This is a genomic window from Streptomyces sp. NPDC086549, assembly GCF_044746205.1.
Classification (GTDB): domain Bacteria; phylum Actinomycetota; class Actinomycetes; order Streptomycetales; family Streptomycetaceae; genus Streptomyces.
This window is the reverse complement of record NZ_JBIVBS010000018.1, coordinates 132,771-154,894: the sequence shown is the minus strand read 5'-3', so window position 1 is coordinate 154,894 and position 22,124 is coordinate 132,771. Positions and strand designations below refer to the sequence as shown.

The window sequence follows — 22,124 nt, the reverse complement described above, 5'->3', positions numbered from 1 at the left end:
CCCCGCAGCTCACCTGTCGAACCGGTACCCCATCCCCGGCTCCGTGATGAAGTGCTTGGGGTGCGACGGGTCCGCCTCCAGCTTGCGGCGCAGTTGGGCCATGTACACGCGCAGGTAGTTCGTCTCCGTCCCGTACGACGGCCCCCACACCTCCTGCAGCAGCTGCTTCTGGCTGACCAGGCGGCCGGTGTTGCGCACCAGCACCTCCAGCAGGTGCCACTCGGTCGGGGTCAGCCGTACGTCCTTCCCGGCCCGGTTGACCTTCTTCGCGGCGAGGTCCACGGTGAACCCCCCGGTCTCCACCAGGACGTCGTCCTCGCCGCCTGCGGCGACGGGCTCGGCCCGGCGCACGGCGGCCCGCAGCCGGGCCAGCAGCTCGTCCATGCCGAAGGGCTTGGTCACGTAGTCGTCGGCACCCGCGTCGAGCGCCTCGACCTTCTCGTCCGAGGTGTGCCGGGCCGAGAGCACCAGGATCGGCACCCGTGTCCAGCCGCGCAGGCCCCTGATCACCTCGACGCCGTCCATGTCGGGCAGGCCCAGGTCCAGAACCACCACATCGGGGTGACGGGAGGCGGCCAGTTCGAGGGCGGTGCGACCGTCGGCGGCCGCGTCGACCTCGTACTTGCGCGCCTTGAGGTTGATCACGAGGGCGCGCACGATCTGCGGCTCGTCGTCGACCACGAGCACCCTCGTGGGGGTCTGGGGGGAACCCCCGGTCGGGCTCAGCATGTGGGCTGCCTTTCCGGTTGTACGGGTGTGAGCTGTCCGGTACGCGATCCTGCCGCGCGGAGGCTCAGGACCATCGTGAGACCGCCGCCGGGCGTGTCCTCGGCGTCGAGGGTGCCGCCCATGGCCTCGGCGAAGCCGCGCGCGACCGCCAGGCCGAGGCCGACCCCGGCCCCGCGAGGGGCGTCGCCGTAGCGCTGGAAGGGTTCAAAGATGCGTTCCTTGGCCTCGTCCGGGACGCCCGGCCCCCGGTCCACGATCCGCACCTCGGCCCGGTCGGCGATGGCGCTGGCGGAGACGAGCACGGGCTCGCCCGGCGGGCTGTACTTGACCGCGTTCTCCACCAGGTTGGCCACCGCGCGTTCGAGGAGTCCGGCGTCGACGGCGACCATCGGCAGGCTCTCGGGGACGTCCAGGTCCACGCTGCCCTCGGGTACGCCGCCCAGCGCCATCGGGACCACCTCGTCGAGGTCGATCTCGCGGACGATCGGGGTGACCGTGCCGGTCTGCAGACGGGACATGTCGAGCAGGTTGCCCACCAGGTGGTCGAGCCGGTCGGCGCCCTTCTCGATACCCTCCAGGAACTCCGCCTGGTCCTCCTCGGACCACGCCACGTCGTCGGACCGCAGCGAGGAGACCGCCGCCTTGATGCCGGCCAGGGGCGTACGGAGGTCGTGGCTGACGGCGGCCAGCAGCGCGGTGCGGATGCGGTTGCCCTCGGCCAGCGCGCGGGCCCGGTCGGCCTCCTCCTGGAGGCGCCTGCGGTCCAGCACGACGGCCGCCTGCGCGGCGAAGGCGGCCAGCACCCGGCGGTCCTCGGCGGGCAGCACCCGGCCCGTCAGCGCGAGTGCCAGGTGGTCGCCGACCGGCACGTCGACGTCGGCGTCCTCCGGCCGCTCCAGCGCGGGCCCGAGTCCGGCACGGCCGACGCAGGTCCACGGCTCGACCTCGCCCGCCCGCTCCAGCAGGGCCGCCGACTCCATCCCGAAGGTCTCCCTGACCCGCTCCAGGACCTCCTCCAGGCTGGTCTCGCCGCGCAGCACGTTGCCGGCCAGGAAGGAGAGGATCTCCGACTCGGCGCGCAGCCGGGCCGCCTGGTGGGTGCGCCGGGCCGCGAGGTCCACCACCGAGGCCACGGACACCGCGACCCCGAAGAAGATCACGATGGCGACGATGTTCTTCGGGTCGGCGATCGTCAGCCGGTGCAGCGGGGGTGTGTAGAAGTAGTTCAGCAACAGCGAGCCGAAGGCCGCCGAGGCCAGAGCCGGGAGGAGCCCGCCGAGCAGGGCCGCCGCGACCGTCAGGGTCAGGAACAGCAGCATGTCGTTGGCGAGGCCCAGGTTCACGGTGTCCAGCAGCACCGCCATGACGGCGGGGCCGGCCAGTCCGACGGCCCAGCCCCAGATGATCCGGGCCCGGCCGAGCCGTGCGCCCCGTGCCACGGGGAGTCCGCGCCCCTTGGCCACCTCTCCGTGGGTGACGATGTGCACATCGAGGTCGGGCCCCGATTCCCGGGCGACGGTGGCGCCGACACCGGGCCCGAAGACGTACTGCCACGCCTTGCGCCGTGAGGAGCCGAGGACGATCTGGGTGGCGTTGACCCCGCGCGCGAAGTCGAGCAGGGCGGTGGGTATGTCGTCGCCGACGACGTGGTGGAAGGTGCCGCCGAGGTCCTCCACGAGGGTGCGCTGGACGGCGAGTTCCTTCGGGGACGCGGCGGTCAGGCCGTCGCTGCGGGAGATGTAGAGGGCGAGCACCTCACCGCCGGCGCCCTTCTCCGCCAGGCGCGCGGCCCGCCGGATCAGCGTCCGTCCCTCGGGCCCTCCGGTCAGGCCCACCACGATCCGCTCCCGCGAACCCCAGATCGCCGAGACCTGGTGCTCGCTGCGGTACTGCTTGAGGTACTCGTCGACCCGGTCGGCGACCCACAGCAGGGCCAGCTCCCGCAGGGCGGTGAGGTTGCCCGGCCGGAAGTAGTTCGAGAGCGCCGCGTCGACCTTGTCGGACTTGTAGATGTTGCCGTGCGCCATGCGGCGCCGCAGCGCCTGCGGCGACATGTCGACCAGCTCTATCTGGTCCGCCCGCCGGACCACCTCGTCCGGCACGGACTCCCGCTGCCGTACGCCGGTGATCGACTCCACGACGTCGCCGAGCGACTCCAGATGCTGGATGTTCACCGTCGAGACCACGTCGATCCCGGCGGCCAGCAGCTCCTCCACGTCCTGCCAGCGCTTGGCGTTGCGCGAGCCCGGAATGTTGGTGTGGGCGAGTTCGTCCACCAGGGCGACGGCGGGCGCGCGACGGAGGACGGCGTCGATGTCCATCTCGGCGAAGACGGCGTCCCGGTACTCCAGTTCCCTGAGCGGGACCTGCTCCAGGCCGTGCAGCATCACCTCGGTGCGCGGCCGGCCGTAGTGCTCCACGAAGGCCACCACGCAGTCGGTGCCCCGCTCGACACGCCGGTGCGCCTCGGACAGCATCGCGTAGGTCTTGCCGACGCCCGGTGCCGCACCGAGGTAGATCCGAAGCTTGCCGCGTGCCATGGCCCCATTGTCTTCCGGTTACTGCTCCCTACGCAGCGTCGACCTTACGGCCAACAATCCCGGCGAATGGGGCAGGGGGTCGAGGAGCAGGCATCTTTGACGCAACCCTGATGTGCGGCGATGTGCCGCGCCGTGCCGCACGGCTCAGTGCTCGACGATCTCCCCGTCGCCCAGTTCCAGCACCCGGTCGGCCAGGTCGAGCAGCGTGGCGTCGTGCGTGGCGACCAGCGCGGTGACCTGCTCGCTGTGGACGACGGCCCGCAGCAGCTCCATCACGGCGTGACCGGTCTCGGCGTCCAGCTGGCCCGTCGGCTCGTCGGCGACGAGCAGTGCGGGGCGGTTGGCGAGGGCGCGGGCGATGGCGACGCGCTGCTGCTGGCCGCCGGAGAGTTCGCCGGGCCGCTGGGCGGCGTGGTCGGCCAGGCCGACGAGGGAGAGCAGCAGCTCGACGCGCTCCTCGCGCTCGCGGGGGTCGGCCCGGCGCAGCCGCAGCGGCACGCCGACGTTCTCGGCGGCCGTGAGGATGGGGATGAGCCCGAAGGACTGGAAGACGAAGCCGATCCGGTCCCGGCGCAGCTCCAGCAGGCCGCTCTCGCCGAGCTCCGCCAGGTCGCGCCCGTCGACCGCGACCCGCCCCTGGTCGGGGGTGTCGAGCCCGCCGACGATGTTCAGGAGCGTGGTCTTGCCGGATCCCGAGCGCCCCTTGAGGGCGACGAGCTCGCCGCGCGGGACCTCGAAGGAGACGCCGCGCAGGGCGTGCACGGCGGCGGCACCGTGACCGTACGACTTGTGGACGTTCTCGACGCGCACCATGGTCTCGGTGACCACTCGGCTCATGTCGCCTCCCCCGTGGGCCGGACGCCAGTATCGCCGTCGGACGCCCGGCCGTTCAATGGTTTCGGATCAGCCGGCGTTGTCGCCGTGGGTGAGGGTCTCCCAGGCGACGAAGAGGTTGTTGCTGCCCGCCGGGCGGTTGTCCACGGTCAGGGTCTGAGTGTTGGTCATGGCGATGCCGAGACGGTTGTGCAGCGCGTTGTAGCCGACCTCGGTGACCGGCCCGAGTCCCAGGGTGAGGGAGCCGCCGCACAGCCAGCTCGGGACGGCCGCGCCGAGCTGGTACTTGGCCTGGAAGCCGAGCGCCTGCCGCAGCCGCTCGCCGACGTCGGTGCCGTACAGGTCCTGGCCCTGGATCCGGCTGGTCTCGGCGACGTGCGAGATCGCGGAGATGCCGTACCCGGTGTGGACGAAGTCCCGGCAGGTCTCCTGGGTGAGCCCGGTGACGAAGGTCGACTGACCCTGCCAGTAGGCGACGATCTTGGCGGTGGTGTCGAGGTTCTGGCTGGGCACGGTCTTCGGCACGGAGCCGTCGGAGGACAGGTAGACGTATGCGGCCGTGCGCGTGCGGAACTTGGCCATGGCCGTGTCGTACGACGTCTTGTCGTCCAGGAAGACGGAGATGCCGACGGCGGCCTCCATCATCGACAGCTCCCAGTTCCCGTTGGAGTTGGAGCCCTTGATGACGACCGGGAGGTAGACGTTGCGGAGCATGGTCGCGAAGCGGCCGGAGTTGGCCCAGCCGCCCGTGTACGTGTACTTGATGATCTCGGCGGCCTTGGGCCAGGAGGAGCCCGCCCAGCCGGTCTGCAGGGGCGCGTTGCTGTTGGTGTGACCGGTGATCGTGGCCGACCAGGCGTCCATGATCTGGATGGCCTTCTGGGCGTAGCGGGCGTCCCGGCTGATGTACCAGGCGAGGGCGTCGGTGTAGGCGGCGATCGCGTCCTCGCGCTCGTCGGTGCAGCCGTAGTTCGGATTGGAGTACGGGCCGCACTCGACGGTGGCGCGGGGCTTCGGGGTGCGGTTCAGGTCGGCGTACTTGCTCGCCAGCATCTGGTCGTAGGCGCCCTTCCAGGGCTGGGCGCCGGCCAGGACCTTGGTGCGGGCGAAGTCCAGCTGGCCCTGGGAGACGGTGACGCCGGGGTGGGCGAAGGCGGTGGGGGCGGAGTGGGCGGCGGGGGCCGCTAAGGCGCCCAGTAGCAGGGAGGCCACAACTGCTGGCAGTGCGGTTCGGCGCACGGTGACTCCGTTCTCGTACATGAACACGGAGCGCCTTTGTGAACACAGGCGTTGGCCGGAGACCATAGGTACGGACCAATCACCCGTCAAGGGGTCACGCATGCGAAAGGGCCGCACCCCGTGTCCGGGGTGCGGCCCTTGAACCGCTCGGCCGAGCGTGGCGCCTAGCGGACCTCGGTGATCTCCGGTCCGCGCTGCAGCTGGCCCATGCCACCGGAGAAGCGCGACGACTCCTCCTGCTGGACGCCTTCGGGGACCATCTGGGCGTCGTTCGGCAGCTTGAGGACGATCGGGTCGCGGGGGGCCATCGGGCCCTCGCCACGGACCACGACCGTGTCCCGGAAGATCTGCTCCAGCAGACCGGCCGCCTGCGGCTGCACCGCGCCCTGGCCCGAGATCACACCGCGCAGGAACCAGCGCGGGCCGTCCACACCGACGAACCGCACGACCTGGAAGCCGCCCGTGCCGTCCGGGAGCTGCACCGGCACCTGGGCCCGCAGCTCCCAGCCCAGCGGGCCCTCGACCTCGTCGACGATGCCGCCCTGCTGGGTGATGCCGGTGCCGATCTCCTCGCGCACCTCACCCCAGATGCCCTCGCGCTTGGGCGCGGCGAAGGCCTGCAGCTGGATGGCGCTGTCGCGCAGCACGACGGTCGCCGCGACGATCGCGTCGCCCGCGACCTCCACCCGCAGCTCCATGCCGTCCACGCCGGGCACGAACAGACCACCGAGGTCCACGCGGCCCTCCCCGGGCTCGCGCACCTCGGAGTCGTCCCAGGGCCCGTCGGGCCGGGGCTCCGGCTCGAGGCGAACGCGCTCGCGCTCGCCCTCTTCCTCGTCCGCCTCGGTGTCGACGCTGTCGACGACCTGCTCGGCCTCGCCGGCCGCGTCCTCGGCGGCACCCTTCTTCTTGCGACGTCCGAACACGTCACTGTCCTTCCCGGTCGGATACGACCGAAGCGTATCGATTCCCACCCGTCCGACCGCCTTCGGCGGCCTGACCGCTTGTGCCGCTCACGTCGCCCACCGCGGCGTGACCGCCGGTGGACCCGAAGCCCCCCTCGGCCCGCGCCGAGTCGGGAAGTTCCGCGACCTCCTGGAAGCGGACCCTCTCGACCTGCTGGACGACCAGTTGGGCAATCCGGTCGAAGCGCTCGAACCGCACAGCCTCGCGCGGGTCGAGATTCACCACGATCACCTTGATCTCCCCACGGTACCCGGCATCGACCGTCCCCGGGGCATTCACGAGGGCGACACCGCAGCGGGCGGCGAGACCCGACCGGGGGTGCACGAAGGCCGCGTACCCCTCCGGGAGGGCGATCGACACTCCCGTGGGCAGCACGGCCCGCTCCCCCGGCTTCAGCTCGCACGCCTGCGTCGTCCGCAGATCGGCTCCCGCGTCACCGGGGTGCTCGTATGCCGGAAGCGGTACGTCGGGGTCGACGCGGCGGATCAGTACGTTCAGGGGACTCACTGGACTCACTGGACTCACGGCACTCACAGGACTCACGGGGCCCACGGGGCTCACGGGTTCACCTCGAAGGCGCGGGCGCGCCGGATCTGGTCCGGCTCGCTCATGGCCGCCCGGATCTCCTCCTTGCGGCCGTTGTTGACGAAGTGCTCGACCGCGACCTCGACGAAGAGGGCGTCGGCACGGACGGCGACGGGCCCGTCGGAACCGTCGATCCGCCCGGTGGCGGTGGAGTAGATCTTCCGCCCGGCGACGGCGGTCACCTCGGCCTCCAGGTACAGCGTCGTCCCCACGGGCACCGGCCGCACGAAATCCGTCTCCAGCCGCCCGGTGACGGCGATGGTCCGCAGCAGCCAGTTGAGCGAACCGAGGGTCTCGTCGAGGGCGGTGGCCAGCACGCCGCCGTGCGCGAGGCCCGGGGCGCCCTGGTGGGCGGGCTGCACGGTGAACTCGGCCGTGAGGGAGACGCCCTCACCGGCCCGTGCCTCCAGATGCAACCCGTGCGACTGCTCGTGGCCGCATCCGAAACAGTGTTCGTAGTGAGCACCGAGAAGCTCACCGGGCGCGGGAGCATCAGGGTGCCGCACCGGTTTCACGGCATCGGCGGGAGGCTTGAGACCTGCGGAACTACCACTCACAGCCGCAGACCTTACCCGCGCGTCGGCGGGATCCGGACACCGTGCCAAGCTTGGCTCCATGCAGCTCTCCGCCACCCCCTACGAAGAACGCCTCACCGCCCCCCGCTCCTGGTGGCTGATCAGCTTCCTGGTCGGGGTCTCGTTCGCCCTGATCCTGCTCCCGTTCGGCCCCCTTCCGCTGCTGGGCGGCCTGGTGGGCGGCACGGCGGCCGCCGCGGTGGTCGCCAGCGCGTACGGCTCGGTCCGCATCCGCGTCGTGGGGGACTCCCTGATCGCGGGCGAGGCCAAGATCCCGGTGTCGGCCCTGGGCGAATCGGAGATCCTGGACCCGGAGGAGGCCCGCGCCTGGCGCACCTTCAAGGCCGACACCCGCGCCTTCCTCCTCCTGCGCGCCTACATCCCCATGGCCCTGCGCGTCGAGGTCACCGACCCGGACGACCCGACGCCGTACCTGTACCTGTCGACGAGGGAGCCGGAGAGGCTGGCCGCGGCGATCAAGGCGGCCCGGGAAGCGACCGCGGCCTAGGGCGGGCCCCTGGGCCGGCCCGGGGCCCGCCAAGGGCTTGTCCGGCGGACCAGGCCGCGGGGAATGCGAGGGCGCCGCATCAAACCAGGCGGGCGGGGCCATGGGGTTCCCTGCCGCAGCGCGGTCGAGAGCTTGGGGGAGGGCGTGCCGGACCGGCGTCTGCGGCATGGTTCCGATCCACCGGACAGACCCTGGGCTCTGGGCCCTGCCCCGGGGCCGGTCGGCCCGGTCCGAGAGGGGCGAGCGACCGTCGGCGACGCGTGGCGGCGCGGCGGAGTCGGGTTCGGCATCTCGGTCGGGCCCACTGTGCCCGCTGTGATGGGCGGCCGGGCACGGCGGGCGGCGCGTGTGGGTGGTGCGCGTGTGGGTGGTGCCGGGTCGAAGGCGGAGCGTCAGTGGCCGAGTTCCTTGGTGATCTCCCCCATCGTCAGCGGTTCCGCCGGAGGCTCCAGCGGCGGCAGTGGGGGCAGGGCGTCCCACGGAACCTGGATCTTGCGGAGGTCCGAGCGGACGTGTGCCGCGAGCTTCCTGGTGTCCCGGCGGTTCATGACCGCCCCGACCGCCGCGCCGACCATGAACGGCATCAGGTTGGGCAGATCGCGCACCATCCGCTTCATGATCTGCTGGCGCAGCTCGCGCTTCATCTGGCTGCCGAGGGCGCGGTCGTACGTCGACGGCTTCGTCACGTCGATCCCGCGCTCCCCCGACCAGGAGGCCAGATACGCGGCACTGCGGTCCTTGAGGCCGCCTGGCGGCCGTACGCCGTAGACCTCGTGCAGTTCGGCGATCAGTTTCAGCTCGATCGCCGCCACGCCGGTGATCTCCGCGGCCATCTCGGTCGGCATGGCCGGCGGTATCGGCAGCATCGCGGCGGCGCCGACACCGGCCCCGACCGTCGAGGTCCCGTTGGCCGCGCCCGCCACGAGCTTGTCCGCGAGCTCCTCGGGCCCAAGACCCGGGAACTGTCTGCGCAGCGCGCCGAGGTCCCGTACGGGGATCCGAGGCGCTATCTCGATGATCCGGTCCGCCAGGTACCCCAGGCCCGCCCGGGCGCGGCTGCCGCCCTTACGGACGCCTTCCCGGGCCATGTCCCGCGCCTTGTCCCGGACGACGGAGGCCCTCCCCCGAGCTCTCGGCTCCGCTCGAGCGGGGGGCGCCTCCGTCCCTGCGACGGGCGCGACCGGCGGGGCCGATGCCGGGAGGTCACCCCGGTCGGCCGCCGGTTCGAGCGAGGCTCCCGTACCGGATGAGCCCCGCTCGTCGTCACGTGCGCGCGTGGGACCGTCGGACGGCCCCTGGTCCGCTCCCGGAAGACGGAAGCGGCGCTTCCGAGGAGGGGTCGAGCCAGTCACGGCCGACCCGTCCTCAGTCGCAGTCGCGGCAGATCGGCTGACCGTTCTTCTCGCGGGCCAGCTGGCTGCGGTGGTGCACCAGGAAGCAGCTCATGCAGGTGAACTCATCCTGCTGCTTCGGCAGCACACGGACGGCCAGCTCCTCGTTCGAAAGGTCGGCGCCGGGCAGTTCAAGACCTTCGGCGGCCTCGAACTCGTCGACGTCCACCGCGGAGGTCGACTTGTCGTTCCTCCTGGCCTTCAGCTCTTCGAGACTGTCCGAGTCGACGTCGTCGTCGGTCTTGCGTGGAGTGTCGTAATCGGTTGCCATGTCGCTCTCCCCCTCTGGGTGTCTGCGGTGTCTCCAGCGCACGTAACGCGTGAGAGGCCGGACTTGTGCCCGACCCGAGGCGGAGATTTTGCCTCACATCAAGGTCTGTTACTCAATCGACACCCAACCGGACTCCTCAAGAGTGATCGGCTTGGATGGCGATGGGGACCGTACACGGTCCGAATGCCGCACCTCAAAGGCGTCTCACCGTGTACTTCCCGTGATCAAGACCCCCGAAAACCCGGATTTTCCCGGCTTTCCGCCTACAGTCATGATCACGGAGAGTAGATGGCCTGAAATCCGCCCATGTGATCGATCACACACGGGGAACCCCGTCGGGCTGCCCGAAAATTCCGCGCAAAGCGAACATCCCCGTGTGTGTCGGCGACACGATCAGTTGTGATCAGTTTTGCACCACTCTCGGCACCGCACTGGGCATCACGCTGCGCATCACAACGGCAGGGTGACCCGCATCACGAGCCCACCGCCCTCGCGCGGCCGTGCCACGATATGGCCGCCGTGTGCGCGCGCCACGGACCGCGCGATCGACAGGCCGAGGCCCACACCCTTGTCGCTGCCCGTTCGCTCCGTACGGAGCCGTCTGAAGGGCTCGAAGAGGTTGTCGATCTCGTACGCCGGCACGACCGGTCCGGTGTTCGCGACGGTCAGCACCGCCTGCCCGTGCTCGATCTCGGTGGCGACCTCGACCCAGCCGTTCTCGGGGACGTTGTAGCGCACCGCGTTCTGCACCAGGTTCAGGGCGATCCGCTCCAGCAGGACGCCATTGCCCTGGACGACCGCCGGCTTGCGCTCGCCCTCGATCCGCACGCCCTTGGCCTCCGCCTCGGCGTGCACCTGGTCGACGGCCTGCGAGGCGACCTCGGCGAGGTCGACAGGCTTGCGCTCGACGATCTGGTTGTCGCTGCGGGCGAGCAGCAGCAGGCCCTCGACGAGCTGTTCGCTGCGCTCGTTGGTCGCCAGCAGCGTCTTGCCGAGCTGCTTCAGCTCCGCGGGCGCGTTCGGATCGGACAGGTGCACTTCGAGGAGCGTGCGGTTGATCGCGAGCGGGGTCCGCAGCTCGTGCGAGGCGTTCCCGACGAAGCGCTGCTGCGCGGTGAAGGCACGCTGCAGCCGCTCCAGCATGTCGTCGAAGGTGTCCGCCAGCTCCTTCAGCTCGTCGTCCGGACCGTCCAGCTCGATACGGCGGGACAGGTCCGAGCCGGCCACCGCGCGCGCGGTGCGGGTGATCCGGCCGAGCGGGGAGAGCACGCGGCCCGCCATCGCGTAGCCGAACGCGAACGCGATGATCGCGAGACCGAGCAAGGCCAGCAGGGAGCGGCTGAGCAGGTCGTCCAGGGCCACCTGGCGCTGGTGGTCGATGCACCGGCTGATCGCGTCGTTGAAGTCGGGCAGAAGCAGGCTCCCGTTGATCGCGGGGCACTCGACGCTGGAGACCTTGAGCTGGTCAAAACTCACGATCTTGAACGGCGGCTGGTTCCCCGTGTTGATCGCCTGCGCGGCCAGCAGATAGATGATCGACAGCAGCAGGATGCCGGCAATCAGGAACATGCCGCCGTACAGCAGCGTGAGCCGTATCCGGATGGTCGGGCGCAGCCAGGGGAACGGGGGCTCCGGCCTACGGGGGTCCCAGGTGGGCTTCGGCGGCGCCTGCGCGGGCGCGGGTGTCGGTGTCGCGGCCACGGCCATCAGATCCGGTAGCCCGAGCCGGGAACGGTGACGATGACGGGCGGCTCGCCCAGCTTGCGGCGCAGGGTCATGACCGTCACGCGCACGACGTTGGTGAACGGGTCCGTGTTCTCGTCCCAGGCCTTCTCCAGAAGCTGCTCCGCGGAGACGACCGCGCCCTCGCTGCGCATCAGCACCTCCAGGACGGCGAACTCCTTGGGCGCGAGCTGGACCTCCTTGCCGTCACGGAAGACCTCGCGACGGTTGGGGTCGAGCTTGATGCCGGCACGCTCCAGGACGGGCGGCAGCGGGACGCTGGTGCGCCGGCCGAGGGCGCGCACGCGCGCGATGAGCTCGCTGAACGCGAACGGCTTGGGGAGATAGTCGTCGGCGCCGATCTCCAGACCCTCGACGCGGTCACTGACGTCGCCGGAGGCGGTGAGCATCAGCACGCGCGTGGGCATGCCGAGCTCGACGATCTTTCGGCAGACGTCGTCGCCGTGCACGAGCGGGAGGTCGCGGTCGAGGACGACCACGTCGTAGTCGTTGACGCCGATGCGCTCCAGGGCGGCCGCACCGTCGTACACGACGTCGACGGCCATGGCCTCCCGGCGCAGTCCGGTGGCCACCGCATCGGCGAGCAGTTGCTCGTCCTCGACGACGAGTACGCGCACGTCGCTTGTCCTTCCTGTGTCCACCCGCGTAGCGCACCGTGGGCGCGCGCGGGCAGGGGTCTTCGTAGGGTGTGACCTCCATCCTGCCCTTTTCGGCCATAAGTCGGCGGTAAGACGGGTACCGACCGGACGGATCGAGCGTGCAGGGCCGGGAATGCGAGATTTTCTCTTCCGGTTGAGGTTTCCACGGAAGGGAGCGGGGGGAGGACGGCTTTACACCCCGCGATCACGCTCTGCATGTGCCGCAACACCATGCGGTACGTCGCGATCCGCTTTTCCGCAGAGCGGGCTTGGGTGTCCGGCACCGTCGCCGCCCAGCAGGGGCAGCGCTGGGCACCCGCAGGAGACGTGATCGCCCCTTCCGAACGGCACACCCCCGTGCCACCGACCCACGACCCAGGACGAGGGGGCGCAGCATGGACGCATTCACCACAGGACTTCTGCAGCGCATAAAGGCGACCGAGTCCGACCTGACGCGGGCTCGTGACGAGGGCGACGACTTCCTCGTCGAGGTGGAGCAGGGAGAACTCGACGACCTGCGCCGCCTCGCCGCCGAACACGGTGTGGAGGTCACCGCGTCACGCGTCTGATCGACCCGCAGTACGCCAGTGGGGCCCCGGCGAATCCAGCGCCGGGGCCCCCCTTTTTTTTTGGCTCGTTCGCCTACGGGGTGCCCAAGCCGGTGTCGAGACGGTGGGCGTTGGTGGGCCCTGGCTGTTGGCCGGGGTGATCGCCGTTGGCCGGGGTGAGCGCTGTTGGACGGGGTGCGGCTGAGCCGGACGGTGGGCGTTCTCGATCGTTGCGTGGGTGGTGTCAGTCGTGCCAGGCGCCGAAGTCCTCCAGGAGCCGCTGGAGGGGCTCGAAGACGCCCGGGGTGCCCGCGACCGTCAGATCGCGTGCGGGGCGTTCTCCGGGGCGTCCGCCGGTCAGCGCGCCCGCCTCTCGGGCGATCAGGTCGCCTGCCGCGACGTCCCAGGCGTTCAGTCCCCGCTCGTAGTACCCGTCAAGCCGGCCGCAGGCCACGTCGCACAGGTCGACCGCGGCCGAGCCGCTGCGCCGGATGTCGCGCAGCAGCGGGATCAGCTTCGCGGCGACCTCGGCCTGGTGGGCGCGGACCTCGGAGACGTAGTTGAAACCGGTGGAGACCAGGGCCTGGTCCAGGGGCGGGGCGGGGCGGCACGCCAGCCTGCGCTCACCCTCCCAGGCGCCGGTGGCCCAAGCGCCGTCGCCGCGTACCGCGTGGTACGTCTCGCCGCGCATCGGGGCCGCGACGACCCCTACGACGGTCTCCCCGTCCTGCTCGGCGGCGATCGACACCGCCCAGGTGGGCAGCCCGTACAGGTAGTTGACCGTGCCGTCCAGCGGGTCGATGACCCAGCGGATGCCGCTCGTGCCCTCGATGGAGGCGCCCTCCTCGCCGAGGAAGCCGTCGTCGGGGCGGTGCCCGGCGATCAGGTCGGTGATCAGCTTCTCCGCCGCGATGTCCATCTCGGTGACGACGTCGATCGGACTGGACTTGGTGGCGGCGACCGTCAGGTCGGCCGGGCGGCCGTCCCGCAGCAGCTCGCCGGCGCGGCGGGCGGCCTCCTGGGCCAGCCGCAGAAGGTCGGAATGCGGGGCGTCGGTCACGGGGCTCCTCACGCGTAGGGGCTGTCGGTGCCCGCGGCGGCGGGGCGGGGGGCGCGGGCGGGGCAGCAGCCGACCGGGCAGAGGTTGTGGCTCGCACCGAGCGTGCCCAGGGCGCACGGCGTGACCTCCCGGCCGCTCTCGGCCCCGGCGCGCTCCAGGATCAGGTCGCGGACCGCGGCGGCGAACCGCGGGTCGGCGCCCACGGTGGCCGAACGGCGCACCGGCAGGCCCAGCTCCTCGGCCTTGGCCTCGGCCTCGGTGTCGAGGTCGTACAGGACCTCCATGTGGTCGGAGACGAAGCCGATGGGGGCCATGACGACAGCCGGGGCGCCCGCCTCGTGCAGCGCCTCCAGGTGGTCGCAGATGTCGGGCTCCAGCCACGGGATGTGTGGGGCGCCGGAGCGGGACTGGTAGACGAGCCGCCAGGGGTGGCCGACGCCGGTGCGCTCGCGGACCGCGTCGGCGATCAGCTGCGCGACGTCCAGGTGCTGCTCGACGTACGCGCCGCCCTCGCCGTGGTCCTCGACCGGGCCGGAGGTGTCGGCGGCGGAGGTCGGGATGGAGTGGGTGGTGAAGGCGATGTGGGCGCCGTCGCGGACGTCCTCGGGGAGGTCGGCGAGGGAGCGCAGGACTCCGTCGATCATGGGCTCGACGAAGCCGGGGTGGTTGAAGTAGTGCCGCAGCTTGTCGATCTTCGGCAGCTCCAGGCCCTCGGCCTCCAGCGCGGCCAGCGAGTCCGCGAGGTTCTCGCGGTACTGGCGGCAGCCCGAGTAGGAGGCGTAGGCGCTGGTGGCCAGGACCAGGATGCGGCGGTGGCCGTCGGCCACCATCTCGCGCAGGGTGTCGGTCAGGTAGGGCGCCCAGTTGCGGTTGCCCCAGTAGACGGGCAGGTCCAGGCCGTGCTCGGCGAAGTCCTTGCGGAGGGCGTCCAGCAGGGCGCGGTTCTGGGCGTTGATGGGGCTGACCCCGCCGAACCGGAAGTAGTGCTGCCCGACTTCCTTGAGGCGTTCCTTGGGGATGCCGCGCCCGCGCGTCACGTTCTCCAGGAACGGGACCACGTCGTCCGGGCCTTCCGGGCCGCCGAAGGAGAGCAGGAGCAGGGCGTCGTAGGGGGTGGCATCGAGCGCGTCTGGCATGGGTCCGATCCTGCCACCCGGCACTGACGGCCGGGAAACAGCAGGGTGACGAGTCCGGTTCGGGGCAGTGCGTTAGGGTTACCTAACCCGTAAGCTGTAACGACTCTCTTCACACCTTACGGAGACCCGCGTGCCCAGCCCCTACCGCGCCCTGTTCGACGCTCCAGGCACCAAGGCGTTCTCCGCCGCGGGCTTCCTCGGCCGGATGCCGTTGTCGATGATGGGCATCGGCGTGGTCACGATGATCTCCCAGCTCACCGGGCGGTACGGGCTCGCCGGCGCGCTGTCGGCGACCATCGCGCTCGCCGCCGCGGCGATCGGGCCGCAGATATCCCGGCTGGTGGACCGGCACGGGCAGCGCCGGGTGCTGCGTCCCGCGACGCTGGTCGCGCTCGCCGCGGCGGCCGGACTGCTGCTCGCCGCGTACTACGGGTGGCCGGACTGGGTGCTGTTCGTCTGCGCCGCCGGAATCGGCTCCGTGCCGAGCCTGGGCGCGATGATCCGGGCCCGCTGGGCGGCTCTGTACCGGGGCACGCCGAAACTGCACACTGCGTACTCGTTCGAGTCCGTGGTGGACGAGGTGTGTTTCATCTTCGGACCGATCATCTCCATCGGACTGTCCACTGCCTGGTTCCCGGAGGCGGGGCCGCTGCTGGCAGGTTGTTTCCTGGCCGCCGGTGTGTTCTGGCTGACGGCCCAGCACGCGACCGAGCCGGAGCCGCACCCGCGGGAGCACCACGGCGCCGGATCGGCGCTGCGTTCCCCCGGACTCCAGGTCCTGGTGGCCACCTTCGTGGCCACGGGGGCGATCTTCGGAGCGGTCGACGTGGTCACCGTGGCCTTCGCCGACGAGCACGGCCACAAGAGCGCGGCGAGCGTCGTCCTGGCGCTGTACGCGGCGGGTTCCTGCCTGGCCGGGGTCGTCTTCGGGCTGCTGCGCTTCGCGGGGGCGCCCGAACGCCGGTGGCTGCTGGGCATATGCGCGATGGCCGTGAGTATGATCCCCCTCCTACTGGTCGGAAACTTGCCGCTTCTGGCCGTGGCGCTGTTCGTTGCGGGCCTGTCCATCGCGCCGACGATGATCACGACGATGTCCCTCATCGAAGAGCACGTACCTCGCGCCAAACTCACCGAGGGGATGACCTGGGTGAGCACCGGCCTCGCGGTCGGGGTCGCCGTCGGCTCCTCCGTGGCCGGATGGGTGATCGACGCGGCCGGCGCGCGCGCCGGGTACGGGGTTCCGGTCGTGTCCGGGACCGTCGCGGTCGCGGTCGGTTTCCTCGGGTACCGCCGGCTCAGCAGGCCGGCCACGGGTCGGGGAGGCACCGTTGAGCAGCACAGCGAGCGGGAAGAACGGCACGTGGCGTAACTGGGGAGGCAACGTCGTCGCCCGTCCCGCCCGGGAGGTGACGCCCGCTTCCGTGGAGGAGCTGGCGGCGGCCGTGCGCCGGGCCGCCGAGGACGGCCTGACGGTGAAGGCCGTCGGCACCGGGCACTCCTTCACGTCCATCGCCGCCACCGACGGCGTGTCGATCCGCCCTCAACTGTTGACCGGCATCCGCAACATCGACCGCACGGCCATGACCGTCACGGTGGAGGCCGGCACCCCGCTCAAGAGACTCAACATGGCCCTGGCGCGCGAGGGTCTGTCGCTCACCAACATGGGCGACATCATGGAGCAGACGGTCTCCGGGGCCACCAGCACCGGCACCCACGGCACCGGCCGCGACTCCGCCTCCATCGCCGCCCAGATCAGGGGTCTGGAGCTGGTCACGGCCGACGGCTCGGTGCTCACCTGTTCCGAGAAGGAGAATCCGGAGGTCTTCGCGGCCGCCCGAATAGGCCTGGGCGCGCTGGGGATCGTCACCGCGATCACCTTCGCCGTGGAGCCCGTCTTCCTGCTCACGGCCCGCGAGGAGCCGATGCCCTTCGACCGGGTGCTCGCCGAGTTCGACGAACTCTGGGCCGAGAACGAGCACTTCGAGTTCTACTGGTTCCCGCACACCGGGAGCACCAACACCAAGCGGAACAACCGCAGCGCGGGCCCGGAGCAGCCGGTGGGGCAGCTGGCCGGCTGGTTCGAGGACGAGTTCCTCTCCAACGGCGTCTTCCAGGTGGCCCAGTGGGTCGGCCGGACGGTGCCCGCGACGGTCCCTACGATCGCCCAGGTCTCCAGCCGGGCGCTGTCCGCCCGGACGTACACGGACATCCCCTACAAGGTCTTCACGTCGCCGCGACGGGTGCGGTTCGTGGAGATGGAGTACGCCGTCCCGCGCGAGGCGCTGGTGGACACGCTGCGGGAACTCAAGTCGATGGTGGACCGTTCGCCCCTCAGGGTCAGCTTCCCGGTGGAGGTCCGCACCGCCCCGGCCGACGACATCACCCTGTCCACCGCGTCCGGCCGGGACAGCGCGTACGTCGCCGTCCATATGTTCAAGGGCACGCCGTATCAGGCGTACTTCACCGCCGCCGAGCGCATCTTCACCGCGCACGAAGGGCGGCCGCACTGGGGCAAGGTGCACACCCGGGACGCGGAGTACTTCGCCGAGGTCTACCCGCGCTTCGGCGAGTTCACCACCCTGAGGGACCGCCTCGACCCTGACCGGCGGTTCCAGAACGACTACTTGCGGAGGGTTCTGGGGGCGTGAACAGGGGTCGAACAGGGGCGGCAATAGGGGCCTAAAAGGGGACCTGCACCCGGAAGTGCCGGTTCCACTTCTGGCGATTGCGTGAAGAACGCCACGTTCACGATCACGGAAATCCGCTTGCGGACGGCCAAGTCCCGTCCCTTGCCAGAAGTTGGGCGGCGCGCCAATCCGCGCACGTGGCCCAAATGGAGTACTGTTGCGAGCCTTGGGCCGGGCCTCCCGTCAGGGTGTCCACGGCCCTGCAGGACCGCCGGGAGGGGGCTAGTTGCACAGGGTGACAGCTTTGGTCACTTAGCGTTGCGAATAGGTAACCGTGCCATAACGGCGGCCCTGGGCCCACGCCCGACACGCCGGGCAACTCGGCAAGGTTGTGGCAGGCTGCACCCGGGCAGGCCACACTCGACTAGCGGAAGCAGCGACGCACGTGACGTCGGCAGGCACCACCCGGGAGGTCCCCATGCCCGAACTGCGTGTCGTGGCCGTCTCGAATGACGGCACACGGTTGGTGCTGAAGGCTGCCGACTCCACGGAGTACACGCTTCCGATCGACGAACGGCTGCGTGCCGCCGTACGCGGTGACCGGCCCCGCCTCGGCCAGATCGAGATCGAGGTCGAGAGCCATCTGCGCCCCCGCGACATCCAGGCGCGGATACGTGCGGGTGCGACCGCGGAAGAGGTCGCCCAGCTCGCCGGCATCCCCGTCGACCGCGTGCGGCGCTTCGAGGGCCCTGTGCTCGCCGAGCGCGCCTTCATGGCGGAGCGGGCCCGCAAGACCCCGGTCCGCAGACCCGGCGAGAACTCCGGTCCGCTGCTGGGCGAGGCCGTCCAGGAGCGGTTGGTGCTGCGCGGCGCGGAGAAGGACACCGTGCAGTGGGACTCGTGGCGCCGCGACGACGGCACCTGGGAGGTCCTGCTGGTCTACCGGGTCGCGGGCGAACCGCACTCGGCGAGCTGGACGTACGACCCGCCGCGGCGGCTCGTCCAGGCCGTCGACGGCGAGGCGCGCTCGCTGATCGGCGAGTCCGACGACCTCGCCGCACCGGAGCCGAGCTTTCCGTTCGTGCCGCGCATCGCCCGGCTGCCCCGTGACCGTCCGCTGGACCGTTCCCTCGACCGCGAGCGGCCGAGTCTGCCGGCGCAGGCGTCCGAGCCCGTCGAGGAGAGCACGAGCGAACGGGATTCGCTGACCAGCCTGTTGGAGGCGGTGCCGAGCTTCCGGGGCGACCTGGTGGTCCCGGAGCGCCCGGCGGAGGCCCCGGAGGAGCCGGTCGACGAACCCGAGGCGGAGGAACCTCCCGCCCCTGCGGCCTCGGCCGGTTCCGCCTACGCGGACGTCCTCATGCCGCGCTCCGTCGGCAGCCACCGCGACCGGCTCATCGGCGCGACCGACCGCCAGGCAGAGGCCGATGGCGTCCGCCCCGGCCGCCGGGCGGCCGTCCCGAGCTGGGACGAGATCGTGTTCGGGACGCGCCGCAAGAAGCAGGAGTAGCAAGGCAGTCGGTCATACGACGGCACGGAAGAGGGGCGCGGCTCGCGAGCCGGGCCCCTCTTCCAGCCTTTCCGGCCTTTCCGGCCTTTCTGACTTTTTTGGCTTGTCCGGGATCTGCTACCGGGGGTCGGGGCCCACGGCCACCGGTCGCGACGGGTCGGAGGACCACTCCGACCAGGAACCCACGTACAGCGCCGCCGGAATGCCCGCGACCGCGAGCGCCAGGACCTCGTGGGCCGCCGAGACGCCCGAGCCGCAGTACACGCCGACCTCAGCGTCCTCGGACGCGCCAAGGGACTTGAAGCGCGTCCGCAGCTCCTCGGCGGGCAGGAACCGCCCGTCCGCCCCCACGTTCTCCGTCGTCGGCGCGGACACGGCCCCCGGAATGTGCCCGCCGACCCGGTCGATCGGCTCCACGTCGCCCCGGTAGCGCTCCCCCGCCCGCGCGTCGAGCAGCACGCCGGAACGGGCCAGCGCGGCGGCGGCGTCCGCGTCCAGGAGCCGCACGGCACCCGGCGCCGGCACGAAGTCGCCCTCGGCGGGCGTGGGCACCTCCGTCGACAGCTGCCCCTCCCAGGCGGGCAACCCGCCGTCCAGGACCCGCACGTCCGGGTGACCCGTCCAGCGCAGCATCCACCAGGCGCGGGCCGCCGCCCAGCCCTGCCCGCCGTCGTACACAACGACCGGTCGGCCGGAGGACACGCCCGCACGGCGCATCGCGGCGCCGAACTCGGCCGTGTCCGGCAGCGGATGTCGGCCGTGCTCCCCCGGGGCCGCGGCCAGTTCGGCGTCCAGGTCGACGAAGACCGCGCCGGGAATGTGCCCGGCCGCGTACTCGGCCCGTCCGTCGAAGGCCGGCGCTCCGGCCGCCTTGGCCAGGCTGAGCTGCCAGCGGACGTCGAGGAGCAACGGCGGGTTGTCCCCGGTCAAGTCGTGCACAAGTCGGGTTGCGGTGATGATGGCTTTCATGGCCCCCATCCTTACGTCAGGGGTGGCCGCATCGTCCAGGTACGACTACTCTGCTCGGCCGGACAGGCTCGATCACGAGGCGTACGGGATCGGGCACATGCTGTGCAGCCGATGGACACCCGGCGGCAATCACCTGGAAACAGGAGAGAAAAGGCACTGCAGGCATCCTCGCGGCAGCGCCGCGCGACGGCGACGCCCGTCGTGGCGCGCGACGTCACGGAGGGTGCGACCATCGGCACGGGGCGTGCGCGCGGCTGCGGCACACCGATCCAGAGAGCGGAAGCGACACGGCCACCGCGAGGGGCCGGGGAGAGAGTGACGATGACCGAGGCACGGGGGTCGGCCGGCCAGAACGGCACGCACACTCGGCGCGAGCCCGGCACACCCTGCTGGGTGACCCTGATGGCACACGGACTGGCCGCGACCGAGGAGTTCTACGGCGCGCTGTTCGGCTGGGAGTTCCAGCCCGGCCCCCAGCAGCTGGGCCCCTATGTGCGGGCGCTCCTCGACGGGCAGGAGGTGGCCGGCATCGGCCAGCTGCCACCGGACCACCATCTGCCGATCGCGTGGACGCCCTACCTCTCCTCGGACGACGTGGACCAGATGGCCGAGACGGTGCGGCTGTGCGGCGGCACCGTGGGCGTGGGCCCCCTGGACACGGCCGAGGCCGGACGGCTCGCGATCGCCTCCGACCCCTCGGGCGCGGTGTTCGGCATCTGGCAGGCGACGGAGCACCACGGCATGGCCGTCACCGGCATGCCCGGCACGCCCGCCTGGAACGAGCTGCTCACCTTCGAGACGGCCAGTGTCGCCAAGTTCTACAAGACGGTGTTCGGCTTCGAGGAGGAGCCGGTGGTCTCCGCCGACATCGACTACCTGACGCTGCGTGTGGGCGGCCGCCCGGTCGCCGGCATCCACGGCATGGGCCACGCGCTGCGGCGCGACCGGGGCCCGCACTGGCTGACGTACTTCGAGGTCGCCGACACCGACGAGACACTGCACCGGGTCGCCGGACTGGGCGGCCAGGTCCTGAGGCCGGCGCACGACAGCGAGCACGGCCGGGTGGCGACGGTGGCCGATCCGGAGGGGGCGGTCTTCTCCGTGGTCCAGAGCCCGCGCTGAGCCTCGGCCCGCCGAAACGTCTCGGTCCGCGGAAACGTGCCTGTCCGCCAAGGCATCTCAGTCGACCGCGACGGCTCAGTCGGCAGAGGTCGGCAGGACGGCCCGCGTGCGCTCCTCAAGCGCCTTGTTGTACACGGGGCGGACACGGCCGAACGTACGGCACAGCTCCGCCGCCTGCTCGTCCGTGGGGTAAAAGCGGTACTTGAACGCCCGCTTGACCTGCCGCGTCATACGGGCCCAGGGTGAACGCCTTGATGCCGGCGTCGAACTCGGGGGCGATCAGGGACATCCCGGTGGCGCCGGTGGCGCTCATCGCGTACGGGCGGTTCGCAGCCTCCCAGCCCTTCTTGCGGGCGTCGGCCCCCTGGACGTAGGCGACGGCGCTCGCCCGGTCGGCGCGCAGGGCGTCGTCCAGGGGGCTCGGATCGATGTTGCCCTTGCCCAGCAGGGCGGCGGCGAGATCGGCGTCGGTGCCGTTCAGGGCCTTCGTCGCGGCGGCCTTGACCGCGGCGCCGCCGATGTGGAGGGCATGGCCGACCTCACAGCGGTCGGCGCGCGGGCCCTGGCCGAAGGCGATGCGGGCCCCGGCGCCGTTGTCCGGGAGCGGGTCGGCCGCCTGGGCGGGCAGGGCGTACGCCAGGCCGGTGAGCAGGGACACGGCGGTGGTCAGCGCCGTACCTGCGAGTCCTCGTCTTAACCGTCTTGACCGACTTGACCGTCTTGACCGTCGATGTCTGAGCACGTGGCTCCCCCTCACGTCGTACGGGCGACCGGGAGGAAGCGGGCACACGTGACGTCATGACGGGCCGCCAGAAAGCCGACGGCGGGCATGACAGCGCCACACGGCGCGTGAGGAATCTCAATGAATCAGGCGCGGCCGTCGCAGTGGTCAGGAGTGGACGGCCGCCCTCTTCCCCCGTTGAACGCACAAGATCGTGACACATCGAACGGGCTTGCGAAAGGGCTTTCCCGAATACGGCAGGATGGATGATCGCGTCCCCCTGGGGGCGCGCCGGCGCATCCCGGAATCGAGCGGGTGACCGGGTGATGACATGTCACATCAGCTGCGTTCTAGGCGAGTTGACGGGAGATGACCCGCGCTGACCCATGAACTCACCGCGTACATCACGGTG

Annotated in this window: 20 protein-coding genes and 2 pseudogenes; 6 read left to right on the top strand and 16 right to left on the bottom strand. The window is 71.1% G+C overall.

Going from position 1 to position 22,124, the window contains the following annotated elements; genetic code table 11:
• Positions 1-9 precede the first annotated feature (9 nt).
• The 7 genes from ACIPSA_RS40825 to ACIPSA_RS40795 form a co-directional block, all read right to left on the bottom strand.
• Positions 10-729 (bottom strand): response regulator, encoded by a 720-nt coding sequence (locus tag ACIPSA_RS40825; RefSeq protein WP_402644556.1) that lies wholly within the window; start codon positions 727-729, stop codon positions 10-12.
• Positions 723-3,269 carry an ATP-binding protein gene (locus ACIPSA_RS40820; RefSeq protein ID WP_402644553.1) on the bottom strand — a complete coding sequence of 849 codons (2,547 nt, stop codon included), beginning with the start codon at positions 3,267-3,269 and terminating at the stop codon, positions 723-725. Before ACIPSA_RS40820 ends, ACIPSA_RS40825 begins: the two co-directional genes overlap by 7 nt.
• Positions 3,270-3,413: 144 nt before the next feature.
• Positions 3,414-4,106: an ABC transporter ATP-binding protein gene (locus tag ACIPSA_RS40815; RefSeq protein ID WP_402644551.1), complete on the bottom strand. Its 693-nt coding sequence runs from the start codon at positions 4,104-4,106 to the stop codon at positions 3,414-3,416.
• 66 nt (positions 4,107-4,172) lie between these two features.
• The gene (locus tag ACIPSA_RS40810) at positions 4,173-5,363 is read right to left on the bottom strand and encodes an alginate lyase family protein (protein ID WP_402644549.1); all 1,191 of its coding nucleotides are present in this window, start codon (positions 5,361-5,363) and stop codon (positions 4,173-4,175) included.
• 143 nt (positions 5,364-5,506) lie between these two features.
• Positions 5,507-6,268 carry a DUF3710 domain-containing protein gene (locus ACIPSA_RS40805; protein ID WP_402644546.1) on the bottom strand — a complete coding sequence of 254 codons (762 nt, stop codon included), beginning with the start codon at positions 6,266-6,268 and terminating at the stop codon, positions 5,507-5,509.
• A 1-nt stretch (position 6,269) separates the two neighbouring features.
• Positions 6,270-6,824: a dUTP diphosphatase gene (gene dut, locus ACIPSA_RS40800; RefSeq protein WP_402644544.1), complete on the bottom strand. Its 555-nt coding sequence runs from the start codon at positions 6,822-6,824 to the stop codon at positions 6,270-6,272.
• A gap of 41 nt (positions 6,825-6,865) precedes the next feature.
• Positions 6,866-7,450 carry a PaaI family thioesterase gene (locus ACIPSA_RS40795; protein WP_402644542.1) on the bottom strand — a complete coding sequence of 195 codons (585 nt, stop codon included), beginning with the start codon at positions 7,448-7,450 and terminating at the stop codon, positions 6,866-6,868.
• A gap of 58 nt (positions 7,451-7,508) precedes the next feature.
• On the opposite strand from ACIPSA_RS40795, the gene ACIPSA_RS40790 reads away from it, so the two are divergent.
• Positions 7,509-7,976, top strand: a complete 468-nt coding sequence (locus tag ACIPSA_RS40790; RefSeq protein ID WP_402644539.1) for a DUF3093 domain-containing protein — start codon at positions 7,509-7,511, stop codon at positions 7,974-7,976.
• A gap of 392 nt (positions 7,977-8,368) precedes the next feature.
• On the opposite strand, the gene ACIPSA_RS40785 is transcribed toward ACIPSA_RS40790, so the two are convergent.
• The 4 genes from ACIPSA_RS40785 to ACIPSA_RS40770 form a co-directional block, all read right to left on the bottom strand.
• Positions 8,369-9,328 (bottom strand): hypothetical protein, encoded by a 960-nt coding sequence (locus tag ACIPSA_RS40785; RefSeq protein WP_402644537.1) that lies wholly within the window; start codon positions 9,326-9,328, stop codon positions 8,369-8,371.
• A 13-nt stretch (positions 9,329-9,341) separates the two neighbouring features.
• Positions 9,342-9,638: a DUF4193 domain-containing protein gene (locus tag ACIPSA_RS40780; protein WP_005481602.1), complete on the bottom strand. Its 297-nt coding sequence runs from the start codon at positions 9,636-9,638 to the stop codon at positions 9,342-9,344.
• Between the two features lie 450 nt (positions 9,639-10,088).
• On the bottom strand, positions 10,089-11,339 hold the full coding sequence (locus tag ACIPSA_RS40775; RefSeq protein ID WP_402644535.1) for a sensor histidine kinase: 1,251 nt from the start codon (positions 11,337-11,339) through the stop codon (positions 10,089-10,091).
• A gap of 5 nt (positions 11,340-11,344) precedes the next feature.
• On the bottom strand, positions 11,345-11,998 hold the full coding sequence (locus ACIPSA_RS40770) for a response regulator transcription factor (protein WP_003993508.1): 654 nt from the start codon (positions 11,996-11,998) through the stop codon (positions 11,345-11,347).
• A 416-nt stretch (positions 11,999-12,414) separates the two neighbouring features.
• On the opposite strand from ACIPSA_RS40770, the gene ACIPSA_RS40765 reads away from it, so the two are divergent.
• The gene (locus tag ACIPSA_RS40765; protein ID WP_402644532.1) at positions 12,415-12,588 is read left to right on the top strand and encodes a hypothetical protein; all 174 of its coding nucleotides are present in this window, start codon (positions 12,415-12,417) and stop codon (positions 12,586-12,588) included.
• 223 nt (positions 12,589-12,811) lie between these two features.
• Here ACIPSA_RS40765 and ACIPSA_RS40760 read toward each other — a convergent pair whose 3' ends face one another.
• Together ACIPSA_RS40760 and ACIPSA_RS40755 are read right to left on the bottom strand one after the other, a co-directional pair.
• The gene (locus ACIPSA_RS40760) at positions 12,812-13,627 is read right to left on the bottom strand and encodes an inositol monophosphatase family protein (RefSeq protein WP_402644529.1); all 816 of its coding nucleotides are present in this window, start codon (positions 13,625-13,627) and stop codon (positions 12,812-12,814) included.
• An 8-nt stretch (positions 13,628-13,635) separates the two neighbouring features.
• Positions 13,636-14,763: a ferrochelatase gene (locus ACIPSA_RS40755; protein WP_402644526.1), complete on the bottom strand. Its 1,128-nt coding sequence runs from the start codon at positions 14,761-14,763 to the stop codon at positions 13,636-13,638.
• Between the two features lie 130 nt (positions 14,764-14,893).
• On the opposite strand from ACIPSA_RS40755, the gene ACIPSA_RS40750 reads away from it, so the two are divergent.
• The 3 genes from ACIPSA_RS40750 (at position 14,894) to sepH (ending at position 18,900) form a co-directional block, all read left to right on the top strand.
• Entirely contained in the window at positions 14,894-16,132 is a 1,239-nt protein-coding gene (locus ACIPSA_RS40750) for an MFS transporter (RefSeq protein WP_402644524.1), read from the top strand.
• Entirely contained in the window at positions 16,092-17,411 is a 1,320-nt protein-coding gene (locus ACIPSA_RS40745) for a D-arabinono-1,4-lactone oxidase (RefSeq protein ID WP_402644521.1), read from the top strand. Before ACIPSA_RS40750 ends, ACIPSA_RS40745 begins: the two co-directional genes overlap by 41 nt.
• 457 nt (positions 17,412-17,868) lie before the next feature.
• Positions 17,869-18,900 (top strand): septation protein SepH, encoded by a 1,032-nt coding sequence (sepH, locus tag ACIPSA_RS40740; RefSeq protein WP_402644518.1) that lies wholly within the window; start codon positions 17,869-17,871, stop codon positions 18,898-18,900.
• Between the two features lie 117 nt (positions 18,901-19,017).
• On the opposite strand, the gene ACIPSA_RS40735 is transcribed toward sepH, so the two are convergent.
• The gene (locus tag ACIPSA_RS40735) at positions 19,018-19,869 is read right to left on the bottom strand and encodes a sulfurtransferase (protein WP_402644515.1); all 852 of its coding nucleotides are present in this window, start codon (positions 19,867-19,869) and stop codon (positions 19,018-19,020) included.
• Positions 19,870-20,190: 321 nt separating this feature from the next.
• Between ACIPSA_RS40735 and ACIPSA_RS40730 the strand changes: the two genes are divergently transcribed.
• Entirely contained in the window at positions 20,191-20,991 is an 801-nt protein-coding gene (locus tag ACIPSA_RS40730) for a VOC family protein (RefSeq protein ID WP_402644513.1), read from the top strand.
• Positions 20,992-21,090: 99 nt separating this feature from the next.
• On the opposite strand, the pseudogene ACIPSA_RS40725 reads toward ACIPSA_RS40730, so the two are convergent.
• Both ACIPSA_RS40725 and ACIPSA_RS40720 read right to left on the bottom strand, forming a co-directional pair.
• Positions 21,091-21,222 (bottom strand): annotated as a pseudogene (locus ACIPSA_RS40725) (helix-turn-helix domain-containing protein); the annotation flags it as partial.
• Between the two features lie 232 nt (positions 21,223-21,454).
• A pseudogene (locus ACIPSA_RS40720) lies at positions 21,455-21,649 on the bottom strand (hypothetical protein); the annotation flags it as partial.
• Positions 21,650-22,124: the final 475 nt, after the last annotated feature.

Excerpts from the sequence above, each read along its gene's own strand:
- ACIPSA_RS40825 (WP_402644556.1), bottom strand. The coding sequence starts at position 729 with ATGCTGAGCCCGACCGGGGGTTCCCCCCAGACCCCCACGAGGGTGCTC.
- ACIPSA_RS40820 (WP_402644553.1), bottom strand. The coding sequence starts at position 3,269 with ATGGCACGCGGCAAGCTTCGGATCTACCTCGGTGCGGCACCGGGCGTC.
- ACIPSA_RS40815 (WP_402644551.1), bottom strand. The coding sequence starts at position 4,106 with ATGAGCCGAGTGGTCACCGAGACCATGGTGCGCGTCGAGAACGTCCAC.
- ACIPSA_RS40810 (WP_402644549.1), bottom strand. The coding sequence starts at position 5,363 with ATGTACGAGAACGGAGTCACCGTGCGCCGAACCGCACTGCCAGCAGTT.
- ACIPSA_RS40790 (WP_402644539.1), top strand. The coding sequence starts at position 7,509 with ATGCAGCTCTCCGCCACCCCCTACGAAGAACGCCTCACCGCCCCCCGC.
- ACIPSA_RS40780 (WP_005481602.1), bottom strand. The coding sequence starts at position 9,638 with ATGGCAACCGATTACGACACTCCACGCAAGACCGACGACGACGTCGAC.
- ACIPSA_RS40765 (WP_402644532.1), top strand. The coding sequence starts at position 12,415 with ATGGACGCATTCACCACAGGACTTCTGCAGCGCATAAAGGCGACCGAG.
- ACIPSA_RS40755 (WP_402644526.1), bottom strand. The coding sequence starts at position 14,763 with ATGCCAGACGCGCTCGATGCCACCCCCTACGACGCCCTGCTCCTGCTC.
- sepH (WP_402644518.1), top strand. The coding sequence starts at position 17,869 with ATGCCCGAACTGCGTGTCGTGGCCGTCTCGAATGACGGCACACGGTTG.
- ACIPSA_RS40735 (WP_402644515.1), bottom strand. The coding sequence starts at position 19,869 with ATGAAAGCCATCATCACCGCAACCCGACTTGTGCACGACTTGACCGGG.
- ACIPSA_RS40730 (WP_402644513.1), top strand. The coding sequence starts at position 20,191 with ATGACCGAGGCACGGGGGTCGGCCGGCCAGAACGGCACGCACACTCGG.